The organism is Polaribacter glomeratus (assembly GCF_002954665.1).
GTDB classification, from domain to species: Bacteria; Bacteroidota; Bacteroidia; order Flavobacteriales; family Flavobacteriaceae; genus Polaribacter; species Polaribacter glomeratus.
Window position 1 is genome coordinate 968,043 of the sequence record NZ_MSCM01000001.1, and the last position, 24,319, is coordinate 992,361.

Consider the following 24,319-nt stretch of genomic DNA (forward strand, 5'->3'; position numbering starts at 1 on the left):
CTTTATTTAAAACAACTTCGTTTGATTCTCATCATCAATCTTCTTCTGTTCGGCTTTCTTTCTTGCTATTGATTTTTGCAACGCTATTTTTGCTTTTTCATCCGCAGAAAGTTCTTCTAAAACAGGTTTTTTAGTTTCAGGAATTTCGACATACAATTTATCTTCAATAACTTCCTCATCAACAACTTCTACTTCCTCTACTTTTTCTTCTTCTGGTTCTTCAAAAGGCAACGATTCTAATAAACTTACTAGTTTTATTTTCTCTGTAGAAAACTGGTTTCCGAGTGCTTTTATTCCTTTTACAGCAATAAAGTCCTCTAAATTAACGATTTCATTTTCTATATTTCTTTTAGAAAACTGCACTTCTGCAATTGGTCTGTAATCTGTAGCAATAATTTCTAAATGCGATTTTGCATGTTCCGAAATAAAAATTTCTTCCTTATCTGTAGTTTCAATTAAAAAGCGTTTTATATAGTAGCGCTCTTTTTCTCCATCAAAATAAATGGCAGAAATTGGTTTATTTGGTTTCCATTTTTCTAAAACAATCATATCATCTTCAAAATGCATTGCCAAATCTGGTTTTACCGCTTTTATTTTTCCGCTTTGTGTTATAATTAATAATTTATCTTCTGCTTTAAATTCGCCCAGCAACTCACCTCTTTCATCCACATTTAAACGCTGAACCGTATCATCGAACCAAATTTTTCTTGGTTTTAGCGTAGAAACTCCTTCAGATTTAAAATCGACACTTCTAACGTTGTATTTTGTAATTCTATTTCCACGAACCGCTCTACCTTTTACAGCTAAATCAGCAAAATCAATATCCCATTTCAGTTTTTTAACACTGCCCACAGAACGTAAATTAATAGTAACAACTTCTGCTTCACCATTATAATTTGCAGAAAAATAATGAACTAAAGAACCTTTACTTCCATTGGTTAAATCGTATTCTTTATCACGCGTAACAGAAGTAACATTAAATCGTTTCATGTAACTTGCTCCTTTTGCGCCATCGCGATACATAAAATTATAAACAGTGCGTCGGTCTTTCTTTTTAAAGACGGCAACATGAATAATATCTTTACCTACAAACGTTTTAGAATCAATTTTTGAAACTGACATTACACCATCTTTTCTAAAAATGATAATATCATCAATATCAGAACAATCTGTTACAAATTCATCTTTTTTAAGTGATGTTCCAATAAAACCCTCTTCTCTATTTACATACAATTTGGCGTTATTCATTGCTACTTTAGAGGCAACAATGTCATCAAAAATTCTAATTTCGGTTTGGCGCTCTTTTCCTTTTCCGTATTTCTCTTTTAAATTCTTAAAATAATCAATTGCAAAAACAATTAAATTTGCCAAATGATGCTTTACACCCGCAATTTTATCTTCTAAACTTTCTATATGTTGTTTTGCTTTATCAATATCAAATTTTGATATTTTCTTAATTCTTATTTCTGTTAAACGAACAATATCTTCTTCTGTAATTGGTCTTTTTAAATGCTTGATATGCGGTTGCAAACCTTTATCAATAGCAATAATTACGCCTTCCCAAGTTTCTTCTTCTTCTATATCTCGATAAATTCTATTTTCAATAAAAATACGTTCTAAAGATGCAAAATGCCATTGTTCTTCTAATTCGTGTAACTGAATTTCTAACTCTTTTTTAAGCAATTCAACTGTTAAATCTGTTGAATGTTTTAACATTTCAGAAACTCCGATAAAAACCGGTTTGTTATTTTCTATGGTGCACGATAATGGTGAAATTGAATTTTCACAACTCGTAAATGCATACAAGGCATCAATCGTCTTATCAGGAGAAACATTTGGTGGCAAATGCACTAAAATTTCTACTTCTGCTGCAGTATTATCTTCAATCTTTTTTATCTTGATTTTCCCTTTTTCATTAGCTTTTATAATACTATCAATCAAAGAAGTGGTTGTTGTGCCAAACGGAATTTCATAAATAACTAAGGTCTTTTTATCGAGTTGAGAAATTTTAGCACGAACTCTAACTTTTCCGCCTCGTTTACCGTCATTATAATTGGTAAAATCGGCAATTCCGCCTGTGATAAAATCAGGTACAATTTTAAAACTCTTTCCTTTTAAATATTTAATTGAAGCATCAATTAATTCAATAAAGTTATGCGGTAAAATTTTTGTTGACAAACCAACAGCAATTCCTTCTGCACCTTGCGCTAATAAAAGCGGGAACTTTACAGGTAAATCAATCGGTTCTTTTCTTCTACCATCGTAAGACGATTTCCACTCTGTTGTCTTCGGATTAAAAACAACTTCTAATGCAAATTTTGATAAACGCGCTTCTATATAACGAGAAGCAGCTGCGCGATCTCCTGTTAAAATATTACCCCAATTTCCTTGCATATCAATCAGCAATTCTTTCTGACCAATTTGCACCATGGCATCTGCAATAGAAGCATCTCCATGCGGATGATATTGCATGGTGTGACCAACAATATTCGCTACTTTATTGTAACGACCATCGTCTAAATCCTTCATAGAATGCATAATTCTACGCTGCACTGGTTTTAATCCGTCTTCTAAAGAAGGTACGGCTCTTTCTAAAATTACATACGAAGCATATTCTAAAAACCACTCTTTGTACATTCCTGTAACCTTGGTAATGGTTTCCTCAACAACATCACCCTGGTCACTTACGCCATCCGTTTGATCTACTTTTTTTTGTAATTCTTCTTCGTTTTCGTTTATTTCTTCACTCATTCTTTATAAACGTTAATTGTGTAATCGTTTAATTGTGTATTCTTTTATTTGGGCGTTCCCTAAAAAGGTCGGGCTTTACGTTGCAATCTTTTTTATGAAAAATAAAAAAGGATTTCCTCTTCAATCCCTAACGCGGGCATACTTGCTAACTATTTACTTTCATTATTTTTGTATCCAATTTTATTTCTTTCCGCTTGTCGTTGCGAAGAAAGTTTTTCACTTTCTGCGGCAATCTTTATTTACACATAAGATTGCTTCGTACCTCGCAATGACCTAAATACCAATTCTATATTTTTATCGTGATTGTTTAGCTTTTTCTTAATTTCTTCAACTTCTAATCGCAAGTTTAAATTATCACTTAATAAATCTCTCATTTTAGTAAATATTCTTATAATTCTAATATTTACTACAATTGCGCTATCACTATTTAAAACACTAGACAACATGGCAACACCTTGTTCTGAAAAAGCCATTGGAAGGTATTTTGAGTGTTCACCTCTTTTTAAGGTGCCAAATTGACTCCTTAAAGATTCGTATTCTTCTTTAGATAATTCAAACATAAAATCTTCCGGGAATCTTTCAATATTTCTTCGAACTTGCCTTTTTAATAATTTAGTTTCCACTTGATACAACTCAGCTAAATGGCTATCTAACATTACTTTTTGATTGCGAATCAAATAGATTTTGTTAGTAATAATTTCATCAGGAATTAGTGAATTTTCTTCTTTCTTTTTCATTTTTTTTATATTGAGGTCGCCAATTGCAACCTCATATATTATACTTTTAAATTGGAGGAGCCAAATTACTACCTCCAATTTTTATTTTTTCTTACTTAAACTCGCATTAATTCATATTGTTTGGCTAAAGCCATTATCCTTTTTATTTAAGAAACGCAGGTTAAAGCTTGTGAAAATTGAAAATCATAATTAACTATTTTTACTCTTTTTAAATTGCCTATGGATTTATTCATAGGTATTTCATTATATCAACACTAAGGCTTTAGCCAAATTTATATAACACCTTAACCCATAATCATATATTAATCAAAACTCATCCGAAGTATAAGAAGTTTAAAATGTTTATAATTCCTCAATTACATCCAACTCAACTACTAAGTTTTTAATGATAAATTTCTGCCTGTCTGGCGTATTTTTCCCCATATAAAATTCTAACATTTGTTCAATAGACATTTCTTTATCTAACATTACGGGATCTAAACGAATATCATCACCAATAAAATGCACGAATTCGTTTGGCGAAATTTCCCCCAAACCTTTAAATCGAGTTATTTCTGCTTTTCCTCTAAGCTTTTCAACTGCGGCTCTTCGTTCCTCTTCTGAATAACAATAAATAGTTTCTTTTTTATCACGAACTCTAAATAATGGCGTGTCTAAAATATATAAATGTCCGTCTTTAATCAATTCTGGAAAAAACTGTAAAAAGAACGTAATTAATAACAACCGAATATGCATTCCGTCAACATCGGCATCCGTAGCAATTACAATATTATTATAGCGCAATTCGTCTAAACCATCTTCTATATTTAAAGCTGCCTGTAATAAATTAAATTCCTCATTTTCGTACACAATTTTTTTACTTAATCCGTAAGAATTTAAAGGTTTTCCTTTTAAGCTAAAAACGGCTTGTGTGTTTACATTTCTAGATTTTGTAATAGAACCAGAAGCAGAATCTCCCTCGGTAATAAACAAGGTGCTTTCTAAGTAATTTTCATGTTTAATATCACCTAAATGAACTCTACAATCTCGTAATTTCTTATTGTGTAAATTCGCTTTTTTTGCTCTGTCTTTTGCTAGTTTTCTTATGCCAGACAATTCTTTTCGTTCTCTTTCTGCTTGTACAATTTTCTTTAAAAGGAAATCTGCAACATCACTATTTCTATGTAAAAAGTTATCTAACTTGGTTTTTAGAAAATCACTAATATAGGTTCTAACAGTTGGTAATTTACCGCCCATTTCTGTGGATCCTAACTTTGTTTTTGTCTGACTTTCAAAAATAGGTTCCATTACTTTGATGGCAATCGCAGAAATAATTGATTTTCTTACATCAGAAGCTTCAAATGCCTTGCCATAAAAATCACGAATTGTTTTTACAATTACTTCTCTAAATGCTGCTTGATGTGTTCCTCCTTGCGTTGTGTGTTGCCCATTTACAAACGAATAATATTCTTCTGAATATTGGGTTTTACTGTGCGTTATTGCAACTTCAATATCTTCTCCTTTTAAGTGAATTATTGGGTACAACATATCATCTAAATTGTTATTGTCTTCTAATAAATCTTTTAATCCGTTTTCAGAAAAATATTTTTCTCCGTTAAAAATAATGGTCAAACCCGGATTTAAATACACATAATACTTCAACATTTTAGAAACATATTCGTTTCTAAATTTATATTTTTTAAAAATTGCTTCATCCGGAATAAAAGAAACTTTAGTTCCTTTTCTACGAGACGTTTCTTCTAAAAAATCTTGACTTATTAAATTTCCTTGGCTAAATTCTGCAGATGCAGACTTACCATCTCTGGTTGATTCTACTCTAAAAAAATCGGATAATGCATTTACGGCTTTTGTACCAACCCCGTTTAAACCTACCGATTTTTTAAATGCTTTTGAGTCGTATTTACCACCAGTATTCATTTTAGAAACCACGTCAACTACTTTCCCTAAAGGGATTCCTCTACCAAAATCTCTTACGGTAACTTTACTACCTTGAATAGAAATTTCGATGGTTTTACCAGCGCCCATTACATATTCATCAATAGAATTGTCTAAAACTTCTTTTACAAGAATGTAAATTCCGTCATCCGCAGAAGATCCATCACCCAATTTACCAATATACATTCCTGGACGCATTCTAATGTGCTCTTTCCAGTCTAATGATCTAATATTATCTTCTGTATATTTTGTTTCTTGAGTCATAAAAATTGGAACTGTGGTTAGGGTTTAGCCTTGCTAAATTAAGATTTTACAAGGTAAGATAAAATGCCTTTGTTAATTAGTTATCAACAGGATTTCAACGGTTAAAAATCAGTTTTTTTGATGCAAAAATCACAATAAAAAACAATTTGTTATATTTTTAAACAAATCATAATTTATTAAACATTTGTATTACTTTTGAGCCCAGATATAAAATAAAATCAAAGTGGATAGAGTACAACTTTTAGAATTAGCGAACAAATACGGCAGTCCTTTGTATGTTTACGATACAGACAAAATTGAATCTCAATATAATAGATTAACAGATGCTTTTAGCAGTGTTAAAAGTTTAAAACTTAATTATGCCGTAAAAGCACTTTCGAATATTAATATTTTAAAGTTCTTTAAAAATTTAGGTGCTGGTTTAGATACGGTTTCTATTCAAGAAGTGCAGTTGGGTTTAACAACAGGCATTGATCCTAAAAAAATAATTTATACACCAAACGGAGTTTCTTTAACCGAAATAGAAGAAGTTGCGAAATTAGGTGTTCAGATTAATATTGATAATCTTTCTATTTTAGAGTTATTCGGACAAAAACATCCCGAAATTCCGGTTTGTGTGCGTATCAATCCACATATTATGGCAGGTGGGAATTCTAAAATCTCTGTGGGTCATATCGATTCTAAATTCGGAATATCAATACACCAAGTTCCGCACATTAAACGTGTTGTAGAAAATACAGGCATGAATATTAACGGAATTCACATGCACACAGGTTCTGATATTTTAGATATTGATACTTTTTTACGTGCTACAGAAATTTTGTTTGATGTTGCTAAACAATTTGAAAACATTGATTTTATTGATTTTGGAAGCGGATTTAAAGTTCCTTATAAAGAAGGAGACATTTCTACGGATATTGAGCAATTAGGTTTGCAGTTATCAGAAAGATTTAATGAGTTTTGTGTTGAATATGGCAAAGAAATTACGCTAATGTTCGAACCTGGTAAATTTTTAGTCTCTGAAGCGGGTTCATTTTTAGCAAAAGTAAATGTTGTAAAACAAACAACTTCTACCGTTTTTGCGCACGTAGATTCTGGCTTTAATCACTTGGTTAGACCTATGATGTACGATTCTTATCATCATATTACAAATATTTCAAACCCCACAGGAAGAGATAGATATTATTCTGTTGTCGGTTATATTTGTGAAACAGATACTTTTGCATCCAACAGAAGAATTGCAGAAATTTCTGAAGAAGATGTTTTGTGTTTTCACAATGCTGGAGCGTATTGTTTTTCGATGGCATCTAACTATAATTCTCGTTATTTACCTGCGGAAGTAATGTTTCATGACGGAAAAGATTATTTAATTAGAAAAAGACAAACCATTCAAGATATTTTACACAATCAAGAAAATATTGATTTTTCTGCTAAGAAAAAAGCAACAAAAAAAGAAGCTGTACAAGCTTAAAAAATTATAAATTAAATAAGTAGCCACGAATTCTCAAATATTTATATTTGTAAATTCGTGGCTTTTTAAAATAATAAATAATGAAAATATTAGCAATTGGTAAAAATTACGTTAATAATTTAGACGATAAGAATATTGGTAAAACAGGGAACCAAATTATTTTTTCTAAACCAGCATCAAGTTTAGCTGTTAACTGTGATGTTGAATACCCAAGTTTTACAAAGCAGTTATTGTATGAAATTGAGTTGGTTATCAAAATTGGAAAAGAAGGGAAAAATATTACTTTAGAAAATGCAACTTCTTATATTTCTGAAATTGCAGCAGGAATCGATTATACAGCAAAAGATATTTTTAACGAATCTAGAGAAAACAAAGGTCCTTGGGAATTGTCTAAAGGTTTTGATGGCGCTGCACCAATTTCTAGTTTTAAAACGGTTTCTAATTTCCCGAATTTAAACGATATTAATTTCGATTTAAAAATTAACGGAGAACAAAAACAAGTAGGAAATACGGCTTTTATGATTTATAATTTTGCCGAAATTATTGCATTCACCTCAAAATATATGACGTTACAACCTGGCGATTTAATATTTACAGGAACGCCGGCTACTGGTGCAGGAGAAATCCAAGTTGGAGATCGTTTACAACTTTCTATAGAAGGCGATTTAATGTTAGATTTTAAAATGATTTAAACGGATGAAAATTCAACTTTCTACTTTAAAAAATGTTCCAAAAATTTTGGAAATAATTGAAGATGCAAGAGCTTACTTAGCATCGCAAAATATTGATCAATGGCAAAATGGGTATCCGAATGCAGAACAAATTGAAAATGATATTTTAAACGGAGAAAGTTTTATTGTTATTAATGATGAAAATAAGATAATGGCAACTTCGATGTTTACAACAAATAAAGAACCAACTTACAAAATTATTGAAGGGAATTGGATTGTTGAGGAAAATGAAGTTTACGGAGTAATTCACAGAATGGCCATCAAAAAAGAGTTTAGAAAATTTGGATTGGCAACCTTGTTATTTGATGAATTTCATCTACAATTACTAGAAAAAAACATCAAAAGCCTAAAGATTGATACGCATGAAGATAATATTGGAATGCAATCTTTAATCAAAAAACTAGGCTACAAATATTGCGGAATTATTTACACCAATTATGGTGACAAAAGATTGGCTTTTGAGAAAGTAATTTTATAAGTAATCAAACGAAAGTTAGTTAAATCTTACTCAATAATTCTTTAAACCGCTCAACTTTAGTCAAGGAGAAAAACGGCAATTATCTTTAAAATTCAGAAGAAAAAAACAAAATAAAAGTATATTTACAACCTCATAAAATCAATTTATGAGGTTTTTTTATTTCTTTAAATTCAATCTAAAAAATGCAGTTACTTTCTTATATAGTTCAGCAAACACGACTTTCATCAAAATCTGTAGAAAACACAATTTCATTGTTAAACGAAGCTTGTACAATTCCTTTTATATCAAGATATAGAAAAGAAATGACAGGTAATTTAGACGAAGTTGAAATTGGTGATATTCTTAGATATAAAGAACTTTTTGAAGCTCTAGAAAAACGTAAAAAAGCCATTTTAAAAGCATTAGAAGAACAAGACGTTTTAACGTTAGAATTAGAGCAAAAAGTAAACAATTCTCAAGATTTAATCGCTTTAGAAGATTTGTATTTACCTTTTAAGAAAAAGCGTAAAACCAAAGCAGAAACTGCACGTTTACAAGGTTTAGAACCGTTGGCAAAAATGATGATGAGTCAGCGAGTACAAAATTTAGAAGCTACAGCAACGAAATACATTTCTAAAGAAGTTGAAACTATTGAAACTGTTTTAGAAGGCGCTCGTTTTATAATTGCAGAATGGGTAAACGAACGCACAGATATTAGAAACAATATTAGACAACAAATAGAGCGTTTTGCAACAATTTCATCCAAAGTTATAAAAACGAAGATTGACGACGAAAAAGCGCAAAAATTTAAAGATTATTTTGATTGGAATGAATCTCTAAAAAATATTCCTTCGCATCGTTTTTTAGCCATTTTAAGAGCCGAAAAAGAGGGTTTTATTCGGGTTAAAATAGAGATCGATTCAGAGAAAGCCATTCAAAAAATGGAAGATAGAATTATCAGAACTCAAAATGAGTGCTCATCAGAAATTCAATTAGCGATTCAAGATGCTTTTAAACGTCTTTTATTTCCTTCTTTATCAAATGAAGCGCTATCAATTGCAAAAGAAAAAGCCGACGAAGATGCAATTACCGTTTTCTCTAAAAACCTAAAACAATTACTTTTAGGAGCTCCTTTGGGCGAAAAAAGAATTTTAGCAATTGATCCTGGGTTTAGATCTGGTTGTAAAATTGTGTGTTTAAATGCGCAAGGAGATTTAGAACATAATGAAACCATTTATCCGCATGCGCCTCAAAATAATTTAATTGAAGCGATCAAAAAGATTAGTTTTTTAGTGGATGCTCATAAAATTGAGGCCATTGCAATTGGCAACGGAACGGCTTCTAGAGAAACAGAGCAGTTTGTTAAAAAAATTCAATTTAAAAATCAAGTAGAAGTTTTTGTAGTAAGTGAAGCTGGCGCATCCATTTATTCTGCTTCAAAAATTGCGAGAGACGAGTTTCCAACATTTGATGTTACCGTTCGTGGATCAATTTCTATTGGTAGAAGATTGCAAGACCCTTTAGCTGAGTTGGTTAAGATTGATGCAAAATCGATTGGAGTTGGTCAATATCAACATGATGTAGATCAAACAAAATTAAAAAAATCGTTGGATACAGTTGTTGAAAGTTGTGTAAATACTATCGGAATTAACATCAACACAGCAAGTGAATCTTTGCTTAGTTATGTATCCGGAATTGGTCCAAAAATTGCGCAAAACATCATAATTTATAGAAATGAAAATGGTTCTTTTACATCAAGAACTGCTATTAAAAAAGTACCAAGTTTAGGCGCAAAAGCTTTTGAACAAGCTGCTGGTTTTTTACGAATTAAAAATGCTAAAAATCCGCTAGATGATTCTGCAGTGCATCCAGAAAATTATACTTTGGTTGATAAAATAGCCAAAGACATTAAAAAAAATGTAGCTGATTTTATTGGGAATAAAGAATTGCTGAATAAAATTCCGTTAAAAAATTATATTTCTACAACCGTTGGTTTGCCAACTTTAGAAGACATTATTAAGGAATTAGAAAAACCAGGTGTAGATCCAAGAGCAAAAGCAAAAATGTTTTCTTTTGATGCAACTATAAAAACAATTGCTGATTTAAGAATAGGGCAACTTTTACCCGGAATTGTAAATAACATTACGAATTTTGGCTGTTTTGTTGATATCGGAATCAAAGAAAGTGGTTTAATTCACGTTTCTAATCTATCTGATACTTTTGTAAAAGATGTAAGTGCAATTGTTAATTTACAACAACAAATTATTGTAAAAGTATTAGAAGTTGATGTTGTGAGAAAGCGGATTCAATTGGCTTTGGTGAAGTAAAATAATAATTTTCTTATCTTTATAAAAAGAAAAATAAAATGGATATTCAAACAACAAAAATTAAGTTAATTAAAGAAATTTTAGATATTGAAGCTTCTGAACTAATTGAAAAGGTTCTAAATTTTTTAAGAAAAGAAAAAAAAAGATTTTTGGAATGATTTAACACCTTATCAACACGAGGAAATCAATAAATTAGATTTAGAAATTCTAAATAAAGAAACTACAGATTATGAAACTTTTATGGCTTCTCATAGAAAATAATGAGAGAAATAGAAATTTCTAAGACATCAGAAAAGAAACTTGATAAACTTTTTTGTTATTTAGCCACAAATTGAAATTTAAACGTAAAATTAGATTTTGTAAGGAAATTAGATAAAAAGATTGATATCATTAAATTACATCCTGAAAGTTTTCGGAAGTCAAATAAGAAAAAAGGGCTATATAAATGTATTATTTCAAAACAAACTACATTATAATACAGAGTTTTAGAAAATCAGCAAGAAATAGAAATAATCACTATTTTTGACACAAGACAAAATCCTAATAAGTTACAAAAGGATTTATAAGATTTCACAAATATTTCCTTACTTTCGACTTCGCAAAAATAACCAATGAAAGTCTGTATTGCCGAAAAACCAAGTGTAGCAAGAGAAATTGCTAGTATTCTGGGAGCCAACACAAAACGTGACGGTTTCTATGAAGGAAACGGCTATGCAGTAACGTATACCTTCGGGCATTTATGCACACTTTTAGAACCTAAAGACTACAAACCGCATTGGAAAAGTTGGGATTTAAACAACTTACCCATGTTGCCAGAACGTTTCGACACGAAAGTTACAGGAGATTCTGGAATTAAAAAACAATTTAATATTGTAAAATCTTTATTCGAAAAAGCAACCGTAGTAATTAATTGTGGGGATGCTGGTACAGAAGGAGAACTTATTCAGCGTTGGGTAATTAACCAATGCAATTATAAAGGAGAAGTGCAACGTTTATGGATTTCATCTCTTACAGAAGAAGCCATTAAAGAAGGATTTAACAATTTAAAACCTTCCGAAAAATATGATAACTTGTATTATGCTGGGTATTCTAGAGCAATTGGCGATTGGCTTTTGGGCTTAAATGCAACTCGTTTATATACCTTAAAATTTGGCGGTTACAAACAGGTTTTATCAGTTGGTAGAGTGCAAACTCCTACTCTAGCCATGTTGGTAAATCGGTTTATCGAAATTCAGAATTTTAAGCCAGAACCTTATTGGGAATTGCAAACTACGTATAGAAATACACTTTTTAATTACGAAGATGGACGGTTTTTAAAAGAAGAAGATGGTCAAGTTTTAGCTGATAAAGTAAAAGAATCTGATTTTGAAATCGTTTCTGTCATCAAAAAGAAAGGAAAGGATTATGCTCCAAAACTGTTTGATTTAACAGGATTACAGGTGTATTGTAATAATAAATTTTCTTTTTCTGCGGATGATACTTTGAAAATTGTACAGAAATTGTATGAAATGAAAGTAGTTACGTATCCAAGGGTTGATACTACTTTTTTACCGAATGATGTCTATCCAAAAATTGCAGGAATTTTATCAAAATTAACAAACTATAGCGAATTAACACAGCCGCTTTTAGGCAAGAAAATAAAGAAAACGAGTCGTGTTTTTGATGACAAAAAAGTAACCGATCACCATGCAATAATCCCGACAGGAATTCAAGCACACTTGCAATACAATCAACAACAAGTGTATGATATTATTACCAGAAGATTTATTGGTGCTTTTTATCCAGATTCTGATGTCTCTAATACTGCTGTTATTGGTAAAGCTGCAGAAGTTCCTTTTAAAACTACCGGAAAAGAAATTATTACAAAAGGTTGGCGAGTTGCTTTCGAAACGGAAGAAAGTAAGATTAAGAAAGAGTTAAATGAGGCGCAAACGCTGCCATCCTTTGTAAAAGGAGAAAAAGGAGCGCACGAACCTTCGTTTTTACAAAAAGAGACAAAACCACCAAGAAATTTTACAGAAGCTAGTTTATTACGCGCCATGGAAACTGCTGGAAAGCAAGTAGATGATGATGAAATGCGCGAGTTGATGAAAGAAAACGGAATTGGAAGACCTTCTACAAGAGCAAGTATTATTGAGACATTATTCCGAAGAAAATATATTGAAAGACAGAAGAAATTAGTAATTCCCACGCAAACGGGCATTGACTTAATTAATATTATTGATAACGAATTGTTAAAATCTGCTGAACTTACTGGACGTTGGGAAAAACGTTTAAAAGAAATTGAACGAGGAGAATTTAACGCAGGAACTTTTATCAACAACATGAAAAAAATGGTGGATGATTTGGTTTATGAAGTTCGTTCAAATACTTCTACGAAAAGAATTTCTTCAAATACTACAGTCATTGCGGATAAAACGAAGCAATCTGTTAATCTAAAAACTCAAACCAAAAAAACAAAATCAAAAGAAGTTGTTAATAAAGCCTGTCCGAAGTGTAAAAAAGGAAGGTTAATAAGAGGATCTTCCGCTTTTGGATGTTCTGAATATAAAGTTGGTTGTGATTTTAAAATTCCGTTTGAAATTTACGGAAAGAAAGTTTCTGAAAATCAGTTAATACGTTTGATTGATAAAGGTTGCACAACGAATTTAAAAGGTTTTAAATCGGATGCTGGTTCTGTAGAAGGATTGATTCGTTTTGATGATAACTTTAAATTAAAACTGGAGCCAAAACAAAAAATCATTACGAGTGAAACTAAGAAATCTGCTCTTCAACCAGAAAAAATTAGTTGTCCTAAATGCAAAAAAGGCTCAATTTTAAGAGGATCATCAGCTTATGGATGTTCCGAATATAAATCGGGGTGTGATTTTCGTTTTACATTTGAAAATCTTAAAAAAATAGCAAACGGAAAACCATTAACAAAAGAATACGTCATTAAAATTCTTAATGGTTAATTTATTTTTTATCTTTCAAAAAATTATTTATTGCCTTTTTTCTGAATTAATAAGTCAATATTTTTAAAAAAAATATACATTAAATGAATTTTACAAATCCACTTGTATACGGAGTTCCTTGTTTTTTAGGACTTATTTTACTTGAGTTAACTTACAGCAAACATCAGAAAAAAGAAGAAAAGAAAAGTCTTTATAAATGGAAAGATTTAGCGGCAAGTCTTACCATGGGTGTTGGTTCTGCAATTTTAGCTCCTTTAACAAAAACCATTGCTGCTATTGTACTTTTTAGTTTTGTGTATGACCTTTTTAACCCAATTATAGATGGTGTTCGTATGAATATTATGGGTTATGAATCTTTTGGGTATGCTTGGTATATTTGGATTTTATGTCAATTATTAGATGATTTTAGCTATTATTGGTTTCATAGACAGAACCATAATGTGCGTTTTCTTTGGGCTGCTCATATTGTACATCACTCTTCGGATAATTTTAATTTAGGTACTGCTGTTAGAAACGGATGGTTTACTATTTTATACAAACCTTTTTTTTATATGTGGATTGTTGCGATTGGTTTTCCACCAGAAATGTTAGTGGTTTGTTTAGGAATAGAAGCTTTATGGCAATTTCAATTGCATTCTGTATATGTTCCTAAATTAGGAATAATCGAAAAAGTATTTAATACACATACTATGCATCAAGTGCATCATGCCCAAAATTTCGAATATATGGATAAAAATCATGGCGGTTTTTTAAATATATTTGATAAGGTTTTCGGAACTTGGAAAGAACTTGACGAAGAAATAGAAATAAAATATGGCGTAAGTCATCCGCCAAATTCGTATAACCCGATTACCATATTAACGCATGAATATAAAGATATTTGGAGTGATATGAAGAAATCAAGTAAATGGCAACATAAATTTATGTATGCATTTGGGGCTCCTGGTTGGAGTCATGACGGCAGTACACTTACAATTAAACAGCAACAAAAAATTCTTGACGCAAACAATAAACTTTAGAATATTGTTTGTGTCAAGAATTTGATAACTATTTTTTAGAGCGAATTAAATAGTTTTTAAAACTATTTAATCATCGTTTTTAAATACAGATTTTCTACTTTTTCTCTCGCCCAAGGAGTCGTTCTTAAAAACTTTAGGCTCGATTTATATGTAGGATTATTTTTAAATGCATTAATATTTATAATATTTCCTAATTCTTCCCAACCATATTCTAGATATAACTCTTCTAACATCGTTGCTAATTTTATTCCGTGAAGCGGATTATTTGGTTGTTCTGTGCTCATTATTTATCTAAGTTTGGCAAAACGAAATCTTCTAAAACAGATTTTTTAGCCATCATTTTTTCTATTTCTATTGTAGTTCTCGGAGCTTCACCAGATAAGTTAACAGGTCCGTTTTTAGTAACTAAAATATCATCTTCAATTCTAATTCCTATTCCCCAATATTTTTTATCACAATCACTTCCATCAGGAATGTAAATTCCTGGTTCCATCGTAACCACCATATTTTCTTCAAAATTTTCATAATTTCCTGGATCGTGAACATCTAAACCAATATGATGTGATGTTCCATGCGGAAAATAAGGATGCTCTTCATCCGCAGATTTTATAATTCCTAATTTAAACAAGCCTTCGTTAATTATTTTTATTGCAGCTAAATTTGGTTCTCTCATGCTCGTACCAATTGTGTACAAAGCAATACCTGCTTCTTGCGCCTCATAAACCAAATCATAAATTTCTTTTTGTGCTTTAGTAAACTTCCCGCTAGCAGGAATTGTACGCGTTACATCCGCAGTAAAACCTCTGTATTCTGCACCTAAATCCATTAAAACCATGTCGTTACCAACTTTGGTTTGATTGTTTTCTATATAATGTAAAATACAACCATTGTTTCCTGCACCAACTATTGAAGGATACCCTTCATATTCAGCGCCATATTTTTTGTATACAAATTCATGAATTCCTTGCAACTCAGTTTCAGACATATGAGGCTTCATTGCTTTCATAACCTCTATTTGTCCCACTGCAGAAATACGCACCGCTTTGGTTAAAAGTTTTAATTCTTCGGCAGTTTTTACCTCGCGCATTGTTGCTAAATTTGCAGATAAAAAAGTGATATCAATATTTGTTTTTGGTTTTAAAGCCAACGTAATTTTTTGTTTAATTTCCTTTTTTAAATCGTCTGTAGTGGCAGATTTGTATTCTTTAATTAATTTATCCTGCTTAATTTCTTCATAATCGGCTTCAATTCTAGCGATCTTTTGAATTAAATTTGCACTGCTTTCAATGGGTGCATTTGCAATATTATTGTACACAAATTCTTTTACTCCGGATAAATAAAGGCTTGGATCATAGCCTGCGTTCATTTTAAAACCTTTTACCAAATCAAAAATATCTGCTGCATTGCCTAAATTTCTATAATCATCATTAAATTTTTCGATAAAAACTTTATCAAAAGCTTTAAAGTTAATATTCGATTTTAAAAATTCTTCGGCATTCATCGCTGTTTTAAAACCTAATTCGGCTGTAGCTCCTTCCGCTCCTAACCTTTTTCCGTTCCATTGTTCTGCTCTTTTATCACGCTTTTGAACATATAAAATTTCATTATAAGAATCCCCTTTTTCATTTGTTTGATTTTCAGAAAACAGCACTAAAACAGCATTTGGTTCTCTATAACCAGTTAAATAATAAAAATTTGGATCTTGATGAAAAATGAAATCTACATCATTTGCTCTATTTCTAATCGGATTTGCAAATACAACGGTAACTGAATTTGCTGGCATTTTAGATCGTAAAATATCGCGTCTTTCTGCATGAAATTCTTTCGATAAATAATCTGTTGGTGTTTGCGAAAATCCGTTTACGGAAAATGCAATCAAAGCAATTACTAAAAATTTAAATTTTTTCATTTTGTAGGTTTATTGGTAGTTTTTTCAAATGTAACATTATTTATTTTTGAATAAAAAATATTAACAAAATATTAGTGAACGTTTATTGCTGTTTTTTCAATATTTTAGCTAAAATTTAAAGAAATCAATAAATGATAAATATTGCATTGCATTCAATTCACGAAAAATTAGGAGCAAAAATGGTCTCTTTTGCAGGTTTTAATATGCCTGTTCAATATGAAGGCGTAACGGCAGAACATCTTACTGTTAGAGAATCTTTGGGTGTTTTTGATGTAAGTCATATGGGAGAATTTTTAGTAGAAGGTGAAAATGCTTTAGCATTAATTCAAAAAGTAACTTCCAATGATGCTTCTAAACTAGAAATTGGTGATGCACAATACAGCTGTTTCCCAAATGAAGAAAACGGAATTGTAGATGATTTAATTTGTTATAAAATTAAAGAAAATCAGTATTTACTAGTAGTTAATGCCGGAAATATTGAGAAAGATTGGAACTGGATTTCTAAATATAATGAAGAGTTTAATGCTGATTTAAAGGATCTCTCTGATGAGTATTCTTTATTGGCAATTCAAGGTCCAAAAGCTGTAGAAGCAATGCAATCATTGTCTTCTTTAGATTTAGCAGCAATTTCTTTTTACAAATTTAAAGTTGGTGATTTTGCAGGTATTGACCATGTAATTATTTCTGCAACAGGTTATACGGGTTCTGGCGGATTTGAAATTTATTGTAAAAATACTGATGTTGTACAAATCTGGAATAAGGTTTTTGAAGCTGGCGCTGATTTTGGCATCAAACCAATTGGTTTAGCGGCAAGAGATACGTTGCGTTTAGAAATGGGATATTGTTTGTATGGAAATGATATTGATGATACTACATCGCCAATTGAAGCTGGTTTAGGTTGGATAACAAAGTTTACCAAAGAATTTGTAAATAGTGAAGCTTTGGCAAAACAAAAAGAGCAAAAACCGTCGCGTAAATTAGTTGCTTTTGAATTGGATGAAAGAGGTATTCCAAGACATGGATATGATATCGTTGATGGAAACGGAAACATTATTGGAAACGTAACATCAGGAACGATGAGTCCTTGTTTGCAAAAAGGAATCGGAATGGGTTATGTACCATCGTTGTTTTCTAAATTAGGAACACAAATTTATATTCAAGTTCGTAAAAATGCAATTCCTGCAACGGTTATAAAATTACCTTTTTATAAAGGATAAAACTTTAGCAATAAATTAATAAAAAACCTCATTTCCTAATCTTTGGAAGTGAGGTTTCTTTGTTTTAAAGCCTTATTTTTGATATTGGAAACAGAGGTGAAATAAACCTTATTAAAAACGATAAAAAATGAGCTTTTTAAAGGCAGAATGGAGAAAGTTGGCTTTTGCAAATTATGAAGTTGATCCCAATATTTTAGCAGCATACGTGCCGCCAGGAACAGAACTTGATTTATATAAAGGTAAATGCTTTGTTAGTTTAATCGGTTTTCTTTTTTTAGACACAAAAATAAAAGGTATTAAAATTCCATTTCATAGTAAAGTAGAAGAAGTTAACCTTCGATTTTATGTAAAACGATTGGAAAACAATACTTGGAAACGTGGCGCTGTTTTTATCAAAGAAATAGTATCTAAACCTATGCTAACCTTTGTAGCGAACACGATCTACAATGAACATTATGAAACAATGCCCATGAAATATATATGGGAAGAAAACACTAAAAATAGAAGTGTTGCATATCATTGGGAAAAAAATAAAATTTGGCAATCTTTTAAAGTTACTGCAGCGTTAGAAACTATAAAAATTGAAGAAAATAGTGAAACCGAATTTATTACCGAACATTACTGGGGATATGCAAAAGTTAATGATATTATTACCAACGAATATCAAGTTACACACCCAAGATGGGAACAATATAAGGTAGAAAGTTCTGAAATAATAGTAGATTTCGAGCTGGTTTACGGCAAAGATTTCAAGTTTTTAAACACTATAAAACCAACTTCAATTATGCTTATTGAAGGTTCTAAAATAACGATTGAAGGCAAGAAAACCATCAAAAAAGAAACTTTATAAATTGTATTACAAGGAGACTAAAACTTTCTAAATAAAAAATTTATTTTAGCATTAAATTATACTTTATAAAACGGCATATCTCAAAGCTTTGAGAGTGCCGTTTCTAATTTAAAAAGGGCTATGTTTACTTGCTGAAATAAATGCAAAATATAGGTATGAATTGTTTGTTAACTGGTGGATCTGGAATTGTTGGAAGTCATATTATATTTGAGTGGTTGCACAAAGCAATTGTTGAAAAAACAGTAAATCATCTTTTTGTAATTATAAGGGAGACTGAAAAATCTGCACAGCAACGTTTAGTAGTTATTTTACAAGATGCATCCAGACCAGACTTTTTAAATAAATTTACCTTAGAAGCTTGTTTAGAAAAAGTAACCGTTATCCAAAGTGATTTATCGGCTATCAATAAAAGCACTTTAGAAAAGTATAATTTTGACACAGTTATTCACTGTGCTGGTTCTACCAATTTATTAAACACCAATGATTCTAAGGATAAAGTTCACACACAAAATTTTTTAGTAACTAAGCAACTTTTAAACGAGTTGCCAAACAATGTAACCCGTTTTATATACATTAGCACTGCGTATTCATTTGGAATTCAAAATGAAAAAGTAGATGACACTATTGAAAACTATAAAGTTACTCATTTTAGAAATCCATATGAGCAATCTAAATATGAGAGTGAATTGTATGTGAAAGAAACATGTATACTAAAAAATATTGATTCTCAGATTTTAAGACCAAGTATTATTTGTGGTCGTTTAATTGATTCGCCGTTATATGAAATACCAAAATTTGATGTGTTTTATTCTTGGGCTATATTTTTAGACAAATACGCGAATAAATCCAAAGAAAACTTTAGAATTTGGATCGATAAGGAAAGTGGCTTAAATATTGTTCCGGTTGATTTTGTTTCTAAAGCGATTTTGTATGCTTTTTTAAATCCGACTATAAAAGAACTTAATATTGTAAATCCGCATCAAATATTGCACAAAGAATATGTGGGCGCTGTTTTAGAATCTTTTGATATTGATTCGTATGAATATCTAACAGAAAAGCCTGAAAACTTAAATGCTTTCGAACTTTTATATTACAAGAGTATTGGCGGCCTTTTTGAAAAATATGTATCGGTTCCCGATTTACAGTTTAAACCTGATTTAATTTTAAAATTAATAAATCAGTTAGAGCTAGATTCAACTTTGGGAGTGCACGAGAATTTTATGAATTTAATTAATTTTTCAGTCCAAAAAAAGTTCAGAAAGAGTTATTAATAACCTATTAATTAATGCTAATTCCTAGTGCTTTTTTAACGAAAATAACTTTTTCTAAAAAGAATTTATTTTATTCAGAATATTAAGAAATTATCCTAAATTTATCGCTCAAATTGATGTCTAAATTCTTTTAGAGAAAATAAGCAACTTTTGTAAAAACTATTTTTTTAAAAGATATTTTTTTTACCGTTTATAAAATTTAATTTTTTTTTAGACATGGATTTTGAACTCCCTTTTTTTACAAATCTTCTTATTTTACTAGTAACAGCAAAAGTTTTTGGTGAAATATTTGAACGTTTTAAACAACCTGCAATGATTGGAGAAATCTTAGCAGGTATTATATTAGGACCAAGTTTGTTTGGACTTATCCACGCAACCCAAGACATCAAAGTAATTTCAGAACTGGGCATTTTCCTTTTAGTAATTCTTGCTGGTCTTGAAATTAATATAGACGATATTTTAAAATCATTAAAAGGGAAAAGCTTAATTATTTCTATAATGGCTTTTTTTATTCCGCTTTTAAGCGGATTTGCAGTTGGTTATTTCTTCGGATTACAGATGATGACCACCATGTTTGTAGGCCTTTGTATTGCGATAACCGCTTTACCTGTAAGTATTAGAATACTAATGGATTTAGGGAAATTAAACACAGACACAGGTCAAAAAATAATTTCTGTTGCTATTTTTGATGATGTTGCTGCTTTAACTATTTTAGGTGTTTTATTAAATATTAAAGACACAAACATGTCAATTTCTGCCATTGCTATAGTATCTTTAATTTCACTTTTAAAATTAATTGCTTTTATTGCCTTATTAGCATTTAGTTATTATATGATTAAGAAACTATCGAGTAAAGGTAATTTTCTTGAAAATGCAATAAACCAATTTCTATTGTTGGTAAAAGGAAAAGAAACCCTTTTTGCCGTTTTCTTTGCTTTTATTCTCTTGTTTTCTTCTGTTACAGAAGCTTTAGGTTTTCATTTTATCATTGGTGCTTTTTTTGCCTCTATGCTGTTAAATGAATCTATTCTTGGTAAGGACAATTTAAAAAATATCGAAAAAACAACGAGCAGCTTGGCAATGGGCTTTTTAGCTCCGATATTTTTTGCAAGTATAGGGCTTGAATTTAATATTTCATCCATTCATAATATTGAACTTTTACTTGCAATTGTATTGGTTTCTTATATCTCAAAAATTATTGGAGGCTATTTAGGAAGTTCTTTAGCAGGTCTTAGCCACAAAGTATCGCTTGTAATGGGTTTTGGGTTAAATGCAAGAGGAATTATGGAATTAGTAATCGCCAATATTGCATTTAAAGCCGGATTAATTGACAATGAAATATTCTCGATTTTAGTAATTATGGGTGTCTTAACAACGATAACTACGCCAATTATGTTAAAATGGGGTTTTAGTAAAATGAAATAGTTACTAGATTATTTCTGTAAAAAAAGATTTTTTGTGTATCAATTTTTGATAACTAAAAAATTTCTATTTTGCTTTTTGATTTTGTTTTCAAAATGTTAAAAAGAGAAAAAGTATTTCATAATAACTTGAATTAATAAATTTTCTATTTTAGGTAAGCATACTAAAAATATCCTAATCTTTCTCCGCCTGCGTAACTTCAAAAAATGTTGGCGAAGATTCGGTTATACTTCCCATTCCTTTTTTATTGATTTTAAAAGTAACATCTTTGGTTGTGGTAAATAATAAAACAGACAAAAAAGACTTTTTTAGATGTGGTTTCAATACAGAGAATGCAGCTTCTAAGGTTAATGTCTCTTCTATATCTTCGGTTTCTTTAGATCTGTAACGAAGTTTTAGTAAAACCTTAAATCCGTCATCCGAATAAATTGGTCTCAAAAAAATATTTTTCAAATCAGGTTTACCAATGGTTTTTGCCATGGTTAGCTTTGCAAAGCGCTTTTCTTGAACACTTTCTTTTACTTGATCCCAGAAAAGGATAAAAACTTCTTGATATGACATAAACTAAAGATTAAGGATATTGTATTTTAAGAAATCAAAAGTAATACTATTAATTCACTTATCTAAAAAATGGTTCATAAACAACTGCGGAAATACATCAAAACCTTTATAGAACATTCATTTAATTCATCCGAAAGAAGAAATCTAATACAATCTCAAATGGTGTCAATGTACCTTTAAGACAAAATAAAATAATATCTTTACCAATCAATGATCACTGCGTTTTGCGGCGTTGCTATTCATCAATAATTTAACCAATCGATCAAAAACTACTCAAAATAATGCAAACAACTACACTTAGCAACGAAAGTATATTACCACTCACCTGCTCTAGATCTGGCTCTTGCTGTTTTGGAAAAGCTGTAATGTTAAATCCATGGGAATTGTTGCGTTTTAGTGTAGAGAAGAAAATTACTCCGAGAGAATTTAGAGATGTATACACAGAATTTGGTGGTATCCAATTAATTTTTGATGGAAAGTCTGATAAAAAAGGACAAAAAGCATGTAGCCAATATGTAGATAATTTTGGATGTAGTGTACATCAAGGTCGCCCATTAGCATGTCGTTTATATCCGTTAGGACGAAAAATACAATTTAACAAAGCGCAATATATTTATGAAGGATCTACATTTCCTTGTTTAACAGATTGCGCAGAAGTTTTAGATTTACCAAAACTTAGTGTGGGTGAATATCTAAGAGAACAAGAAGCAAATCCGTTTGAAAAGGCACAAGATGAATATTTATTGATAATGCAAAACATTGCTGATATTGCTTTTGAGTTATTATTAGATTCTGGTTTAGCTGCATCCGGAGATACAAAAACACTTGTTTTATGGAGAGAAATGGGCAATGAACTTCCTGAAATTTTATCAGAAAGAATAGGAAACGAATGGATAGATATCTTAATGATTCCTGAAATTACCAATGAGATTGAGAATCCTGTTGCTTTTGCACATCAGCATAATAATCTGTTATTATTAAAAGCACAAGAAAAATTTGGAAATGTAGAATCACTTCAAGAGCTTCATAAGGCTTCTGTCTTAATAATGGGTGTTGCGTTGCATTTAGCAAGAAGCTTGGGTGCAAATCCAAAAGAAATTTCTGATCATTTTATAGAAACAGCAAAAAATCATGGTGCTAAAGAATAATGTTTTATTGTCAGCATAATTTATTTTCTTTTTAAAACTGTAAGGTTATAGTTTTTAATCGATCCTATTCTATATTAAAAAGTTTTAATTTAAAAGATGAGATGAAAAAATATAGTATCCTATTATTCGCAAATTTATTATTTATTACAAGTTGTAAAAAAACACCCGCAGTCATAAAACAAATTGAAAAACTATCTATTGAAAAAACGTTTTCTCAAAAAATTGAAATCGCACATAAAAAGGACGCATTTTTAACAAAAGAAGCAATTCAATTTGATGCTTTTGTTGAATTTGGCGGTAAAGAAGTTTTTAATGCAAATGTTACGGTTTCGACAACTTCCGATATCGCTAAAATTACGTACAAAAATGGTGATGAAATTTTTGTAAATAAAGAAAATATTTTTGTTTCTCCTAGTTTAAAAGACAATGAAGCCGTTCGTTTTCATGCCTATATTTGGAGTTATTTCTTTTTATATCCATATAAATTGAGTGATAAAGGAACAATATGGGATTATACTTTTAAAACAAAAGAGTCAAAAAATGATTTTGATGTCGCAAAATTAACTTTTGAGGCAAATATAGGCGACGCACCAGACGATTGGTATATTGTGTATTCGGATAAAAAAACGCATCTTTTAAAGGATGTTGCCTACATTGTTACTTTTGGTAAAACGCAAGAAGTGGCAGAAAAAGAACCGCATGCTATTAAATATCAAGATTATAAGATGATTAATGAAATTCCGTTTGCAACTAATTGGGGCTATTATGGCTGGAGTATTAAAACCGGTTTATCTGATAAAATTGGTAGCGCGAAAATTACTAATATTCATTTTGTTAAAGGTTTTAGAAAAAAATTTTCTATACCTGAAAGCTATATTAAAAAATAATAATTTAGTTTCACATATATCAAAAACTTCGCAATTTGTGAAGTTTTTAGTTTTATAAAATAGTAAAATTACTATTTTAGAATAACAGAGAAATTGAATTGTGTTTTCATAGAATAAGATTACTATTTTAATAAGTTTTGTAAACAAAAAAACTTTAAAAATAAAATCTAAATTCGAGGTTTTTATTCTTGTAAAACGAAACATTTAGACAAAAATGTATTTACCTTTTTTAAATATTTTTTTTTAGATAAAAAGAAACAACGTACTGTAAGTCATTTCTATTTTTGGTAAGTTTGTATAAATATTTTAAAGTGAGTCTATTTTTTATAGTTTTATCCTTATTATTAATTACTTTAAGTCTGTTGCCATTTTTTAAAAATCAGCATTGGATTTTTCGTGTGCCTGAAT

General features: G+C 30.4%; 18 protein-coding genes. 12 read left to right on the top strand and 6 right to left on the bottom strand.

Annotation, left to right across the window (positions count from 1 at the left end):
* Positions 1–6 precede the first annotated feature (6 nt).
* The 3 genes from BTO16_RS04140 to BTO16_RS04150 form a co-directional block, all read right to left on the bottom strand.
* Complete coding sequence (locus tag BTO16_RS04140) at positions 7–2,751, bottom strand: DNA gyrase/topoisomerase IV subunit A (RefSeq protein WP_105020376.1); 2,745 nt, start codon at positions 2,749–2,751, stop codon at positions 7–9.
* Between the two features lie 239 nt (positions 2,752–2,990).
* Positions 2,991–3,488, bottom strand: a complete 498-nt coding sequence (locus BTO16_RS04145) for an ORF6N domain-containing protein (protein WP_105020377.1) — start codon at positions 3,486–3,488, stop codon at positions 2,991–2,993.
* Between the two features lie 342 nt (positions 3,489–3,830).
* Entirely contained in the window at positions 3,831–5,687 is a 1,857-nt protein-coding gene (locus BTO16_RS04150; protein WP_105020378.1) for a DNA topoisomerase IV subunit B, read from the bottom strand.
* Positions 5,688–5,910: 223 nt separating this feature from the next.
* Here BTO16_RS04150 and lysA point away from each other — a divergent pair, with 223 nt between their 5' ends.
* The 6 genes from lysA (at position 5,911) to BTO16_RS04185 (ending at position 14,646) form a co-directional block, all read left to right on the top strand.
* Complete coding sequence (gene lysA / locus BTO16_RS04155) at positions 5,911–7,158, top strand: diaminopimelate decarboxylase (RefSeq protein WP_105020379.1); 1,248 nt, start codon at positions 5,911–5,913, stop codon at positions 7,156–7,158.
* Between the two features lie 80 nt (positions 7,159–7,238).
* The gene (locus BTO16_RS04160) at positions 7,239–7,850 is read left to right on the top strand and encodes a fumarylacetoacetate hydrolase family protein (protein WP_105020380.1); all 612 of its coding nucleotides are present in this window, start codon (positions 7,239–7,241) and stop codon (positions 7,848–7,850) included.
* A gap of 4 nt (positions 7,851–7,854) precedes the next feature.
* The gene (locus BTO16_RS04165) at positions 7,855–8,367 is read left to right on the top strand and encodes a GNAT family N-acetyltransferase (protein WP_105020381.1); all 513 of its coding nucleotides are present in this window, start codon (positions 7,855–7,857) and stop codon (positions 8,365–8,367) included.
* 182 nt (positions 8,368–8,549) lie between these two features.
* Positions 8,550–10,673, top strand: coding sequence for a Tex family protein (locus tag BTO16_RS04170; protein ID WP_105020382.1), 2,124 nt, complete (start codon positions 8,550–8,552; stop codon positions 10,671–10,673).
* A gap of 611 nt (positions 10,674–11,284) precedes the next feature.
* Positions 11,285–13,627, top strand: a complete 2,343-nt coding sequence (locus BTO16_RS04180; RefSeq protein ID WP_105020383.1) for a type IA DNA topoisomerase — start codon at positions 11,285–11,287, stop codon at positions 13,625–13,627.
* An 83-nt stretch (positions 13,628–13,710) separates the two neighbouring features.
* Complete coding sequence (locus BTO16_RS04185) at positions 13,711–14,646, top strand: sterol desaturase family protein (RefSeq protein ID WP_105020384.1); 936 nt, start codon at positions 13,711–13,713, stop codon at positions 14,644–14,646.
* 62 nt (positions 14,647–14,708) lie between these two features.
* Here the strand turns inward: BTO16_RS04185 and BTO16_RS04190 are convergent, their stop codons facing one another.
* A complete protein-coding gene (locus tag BTO16_RS04190; RefSeq protein ID WP_104808912.1) occupies positions 14,709–14,930 on the bottom strand; it encodes a VF530 family protein in 222 nt (73 codons plus the stop codon).
* Positions 14,930–16,555: an aminopeptidase P N-terminal domain-containing protein gene (locus BTO16_RS04195; RefSeq protein ID WP_105020385.1), complete on the bottom strand. Its 1,626-nt coding sequence runs from the start codon at positions 16,553–16,555 to the stop codon at positions 14,930–14,932. The genes BTO16_RS04190 and BTO16_RS04195 overlap by 1 nt, the downstream gene beginning before the upstream one ends.
* 131 nt (positions 16,556–16,686) lie before the next feature.
* On the opposite strand from BTO16_RS04195, the gene gcvT reads away from it, so the two are divergent.
* The 4 genes from gcvT (at position 16,687) to BTO16_RS04215 (ending at position 21,318) form a co-directional block, all read left to right on the top strand.
* Complete coding sequence (gene gcvT, locus BTO16_RS04200) at positions 16,687–17,772, top strand: glycine cleavage system aminomethyltransferase GcvT (protein WP_105020386.1); 1,086 nt, start codon at positions 16,687–16,689, stop codon at positions 17,770–17,772.
* Positions 17,773–17,899: 127 nt separating this feature from the next.
* Complete coding sequence (locus BTO16_RS04205; protein ID WP_105020387.1) at positions 17,900–18,622, top strand: YqjF family protein; 723 nt, start codon at positions 17,900–17,902, stop codon at positions 18,620–18,622.
* A gap of 140 nt (positions 18,623–18,762) precedes the next feature.
* On the top strand, positions 18,763–19,893 hold the full coding sequence (locus BTO16_RS04210; protein ID WP_245891974.1) for an SDR family oxidoreductase: 1,131 nt from the start codon (positions 18,763–18,765) through the stop codon (positions 19,891–19,893).
* Between the two features lie 216 nt (positions 19,894–20,109).
* On the top strand, positions 20,110–21,318 hold the full coding sequence (locus BTO16_RS04215) for a cation:proton antiporter (protein WP_105020388.1): 1,209 nt from the start codon (positions 20,110–20,112) through the stop codon (positions 21,316–21,318).
* Positions 21,319–21,489: 171 nt separating this feature from the next.
* Here BTO16_RS04215 and BTO16_RS04220 read toward each other — a convergent pair whose 3' ends face one another.
* On the bottom strand, positions 21,490–21,876 hold the full coding sequence (locus BTO16_RS04220; RefSeq protein ID WP_105020389.1) for a hypothetical protein: 387 nt from the start codon (positions 21,874–21,876) through the stop codon (positions 21,490–21,492).
* Between the two features lie 281 nt (positions 21,877–22,157).
* Between BTO16_RS04220 and BTO16_RS04225 the strand changes: the two genes are divergently transcribed.
* Both BTO16_RS04225 and BTO16_RS04230 read left to right on the top strand, forming a co-directional pair.
* Positions 22,158–23,024: a YkgJ family cysteine cluster protein gene (locus BTO16_RS04225; protein WP_105020390.1), complete on the top strand. Its 867-nt coding sequence runs from the start codon at positions 22,158–22,160 to the stop codon at positions 23,022–23,024.
* A 101-nt stretch (positions 23,025–23,125) separates the two neighbouring features.
* Positions 23,126–23,911: a hypothetical protein gene (locus BTO16_RS04230; RefSeq protein ID WP_105020391.1), complete on the top strand. Its 786-nt coding sequence runs from the start codon at positions 23,126–23,128 to the stop codon at positions 23,909–23,911.
* Positions 23,912–24,319 lie beyond the last annotated feature (408 nt).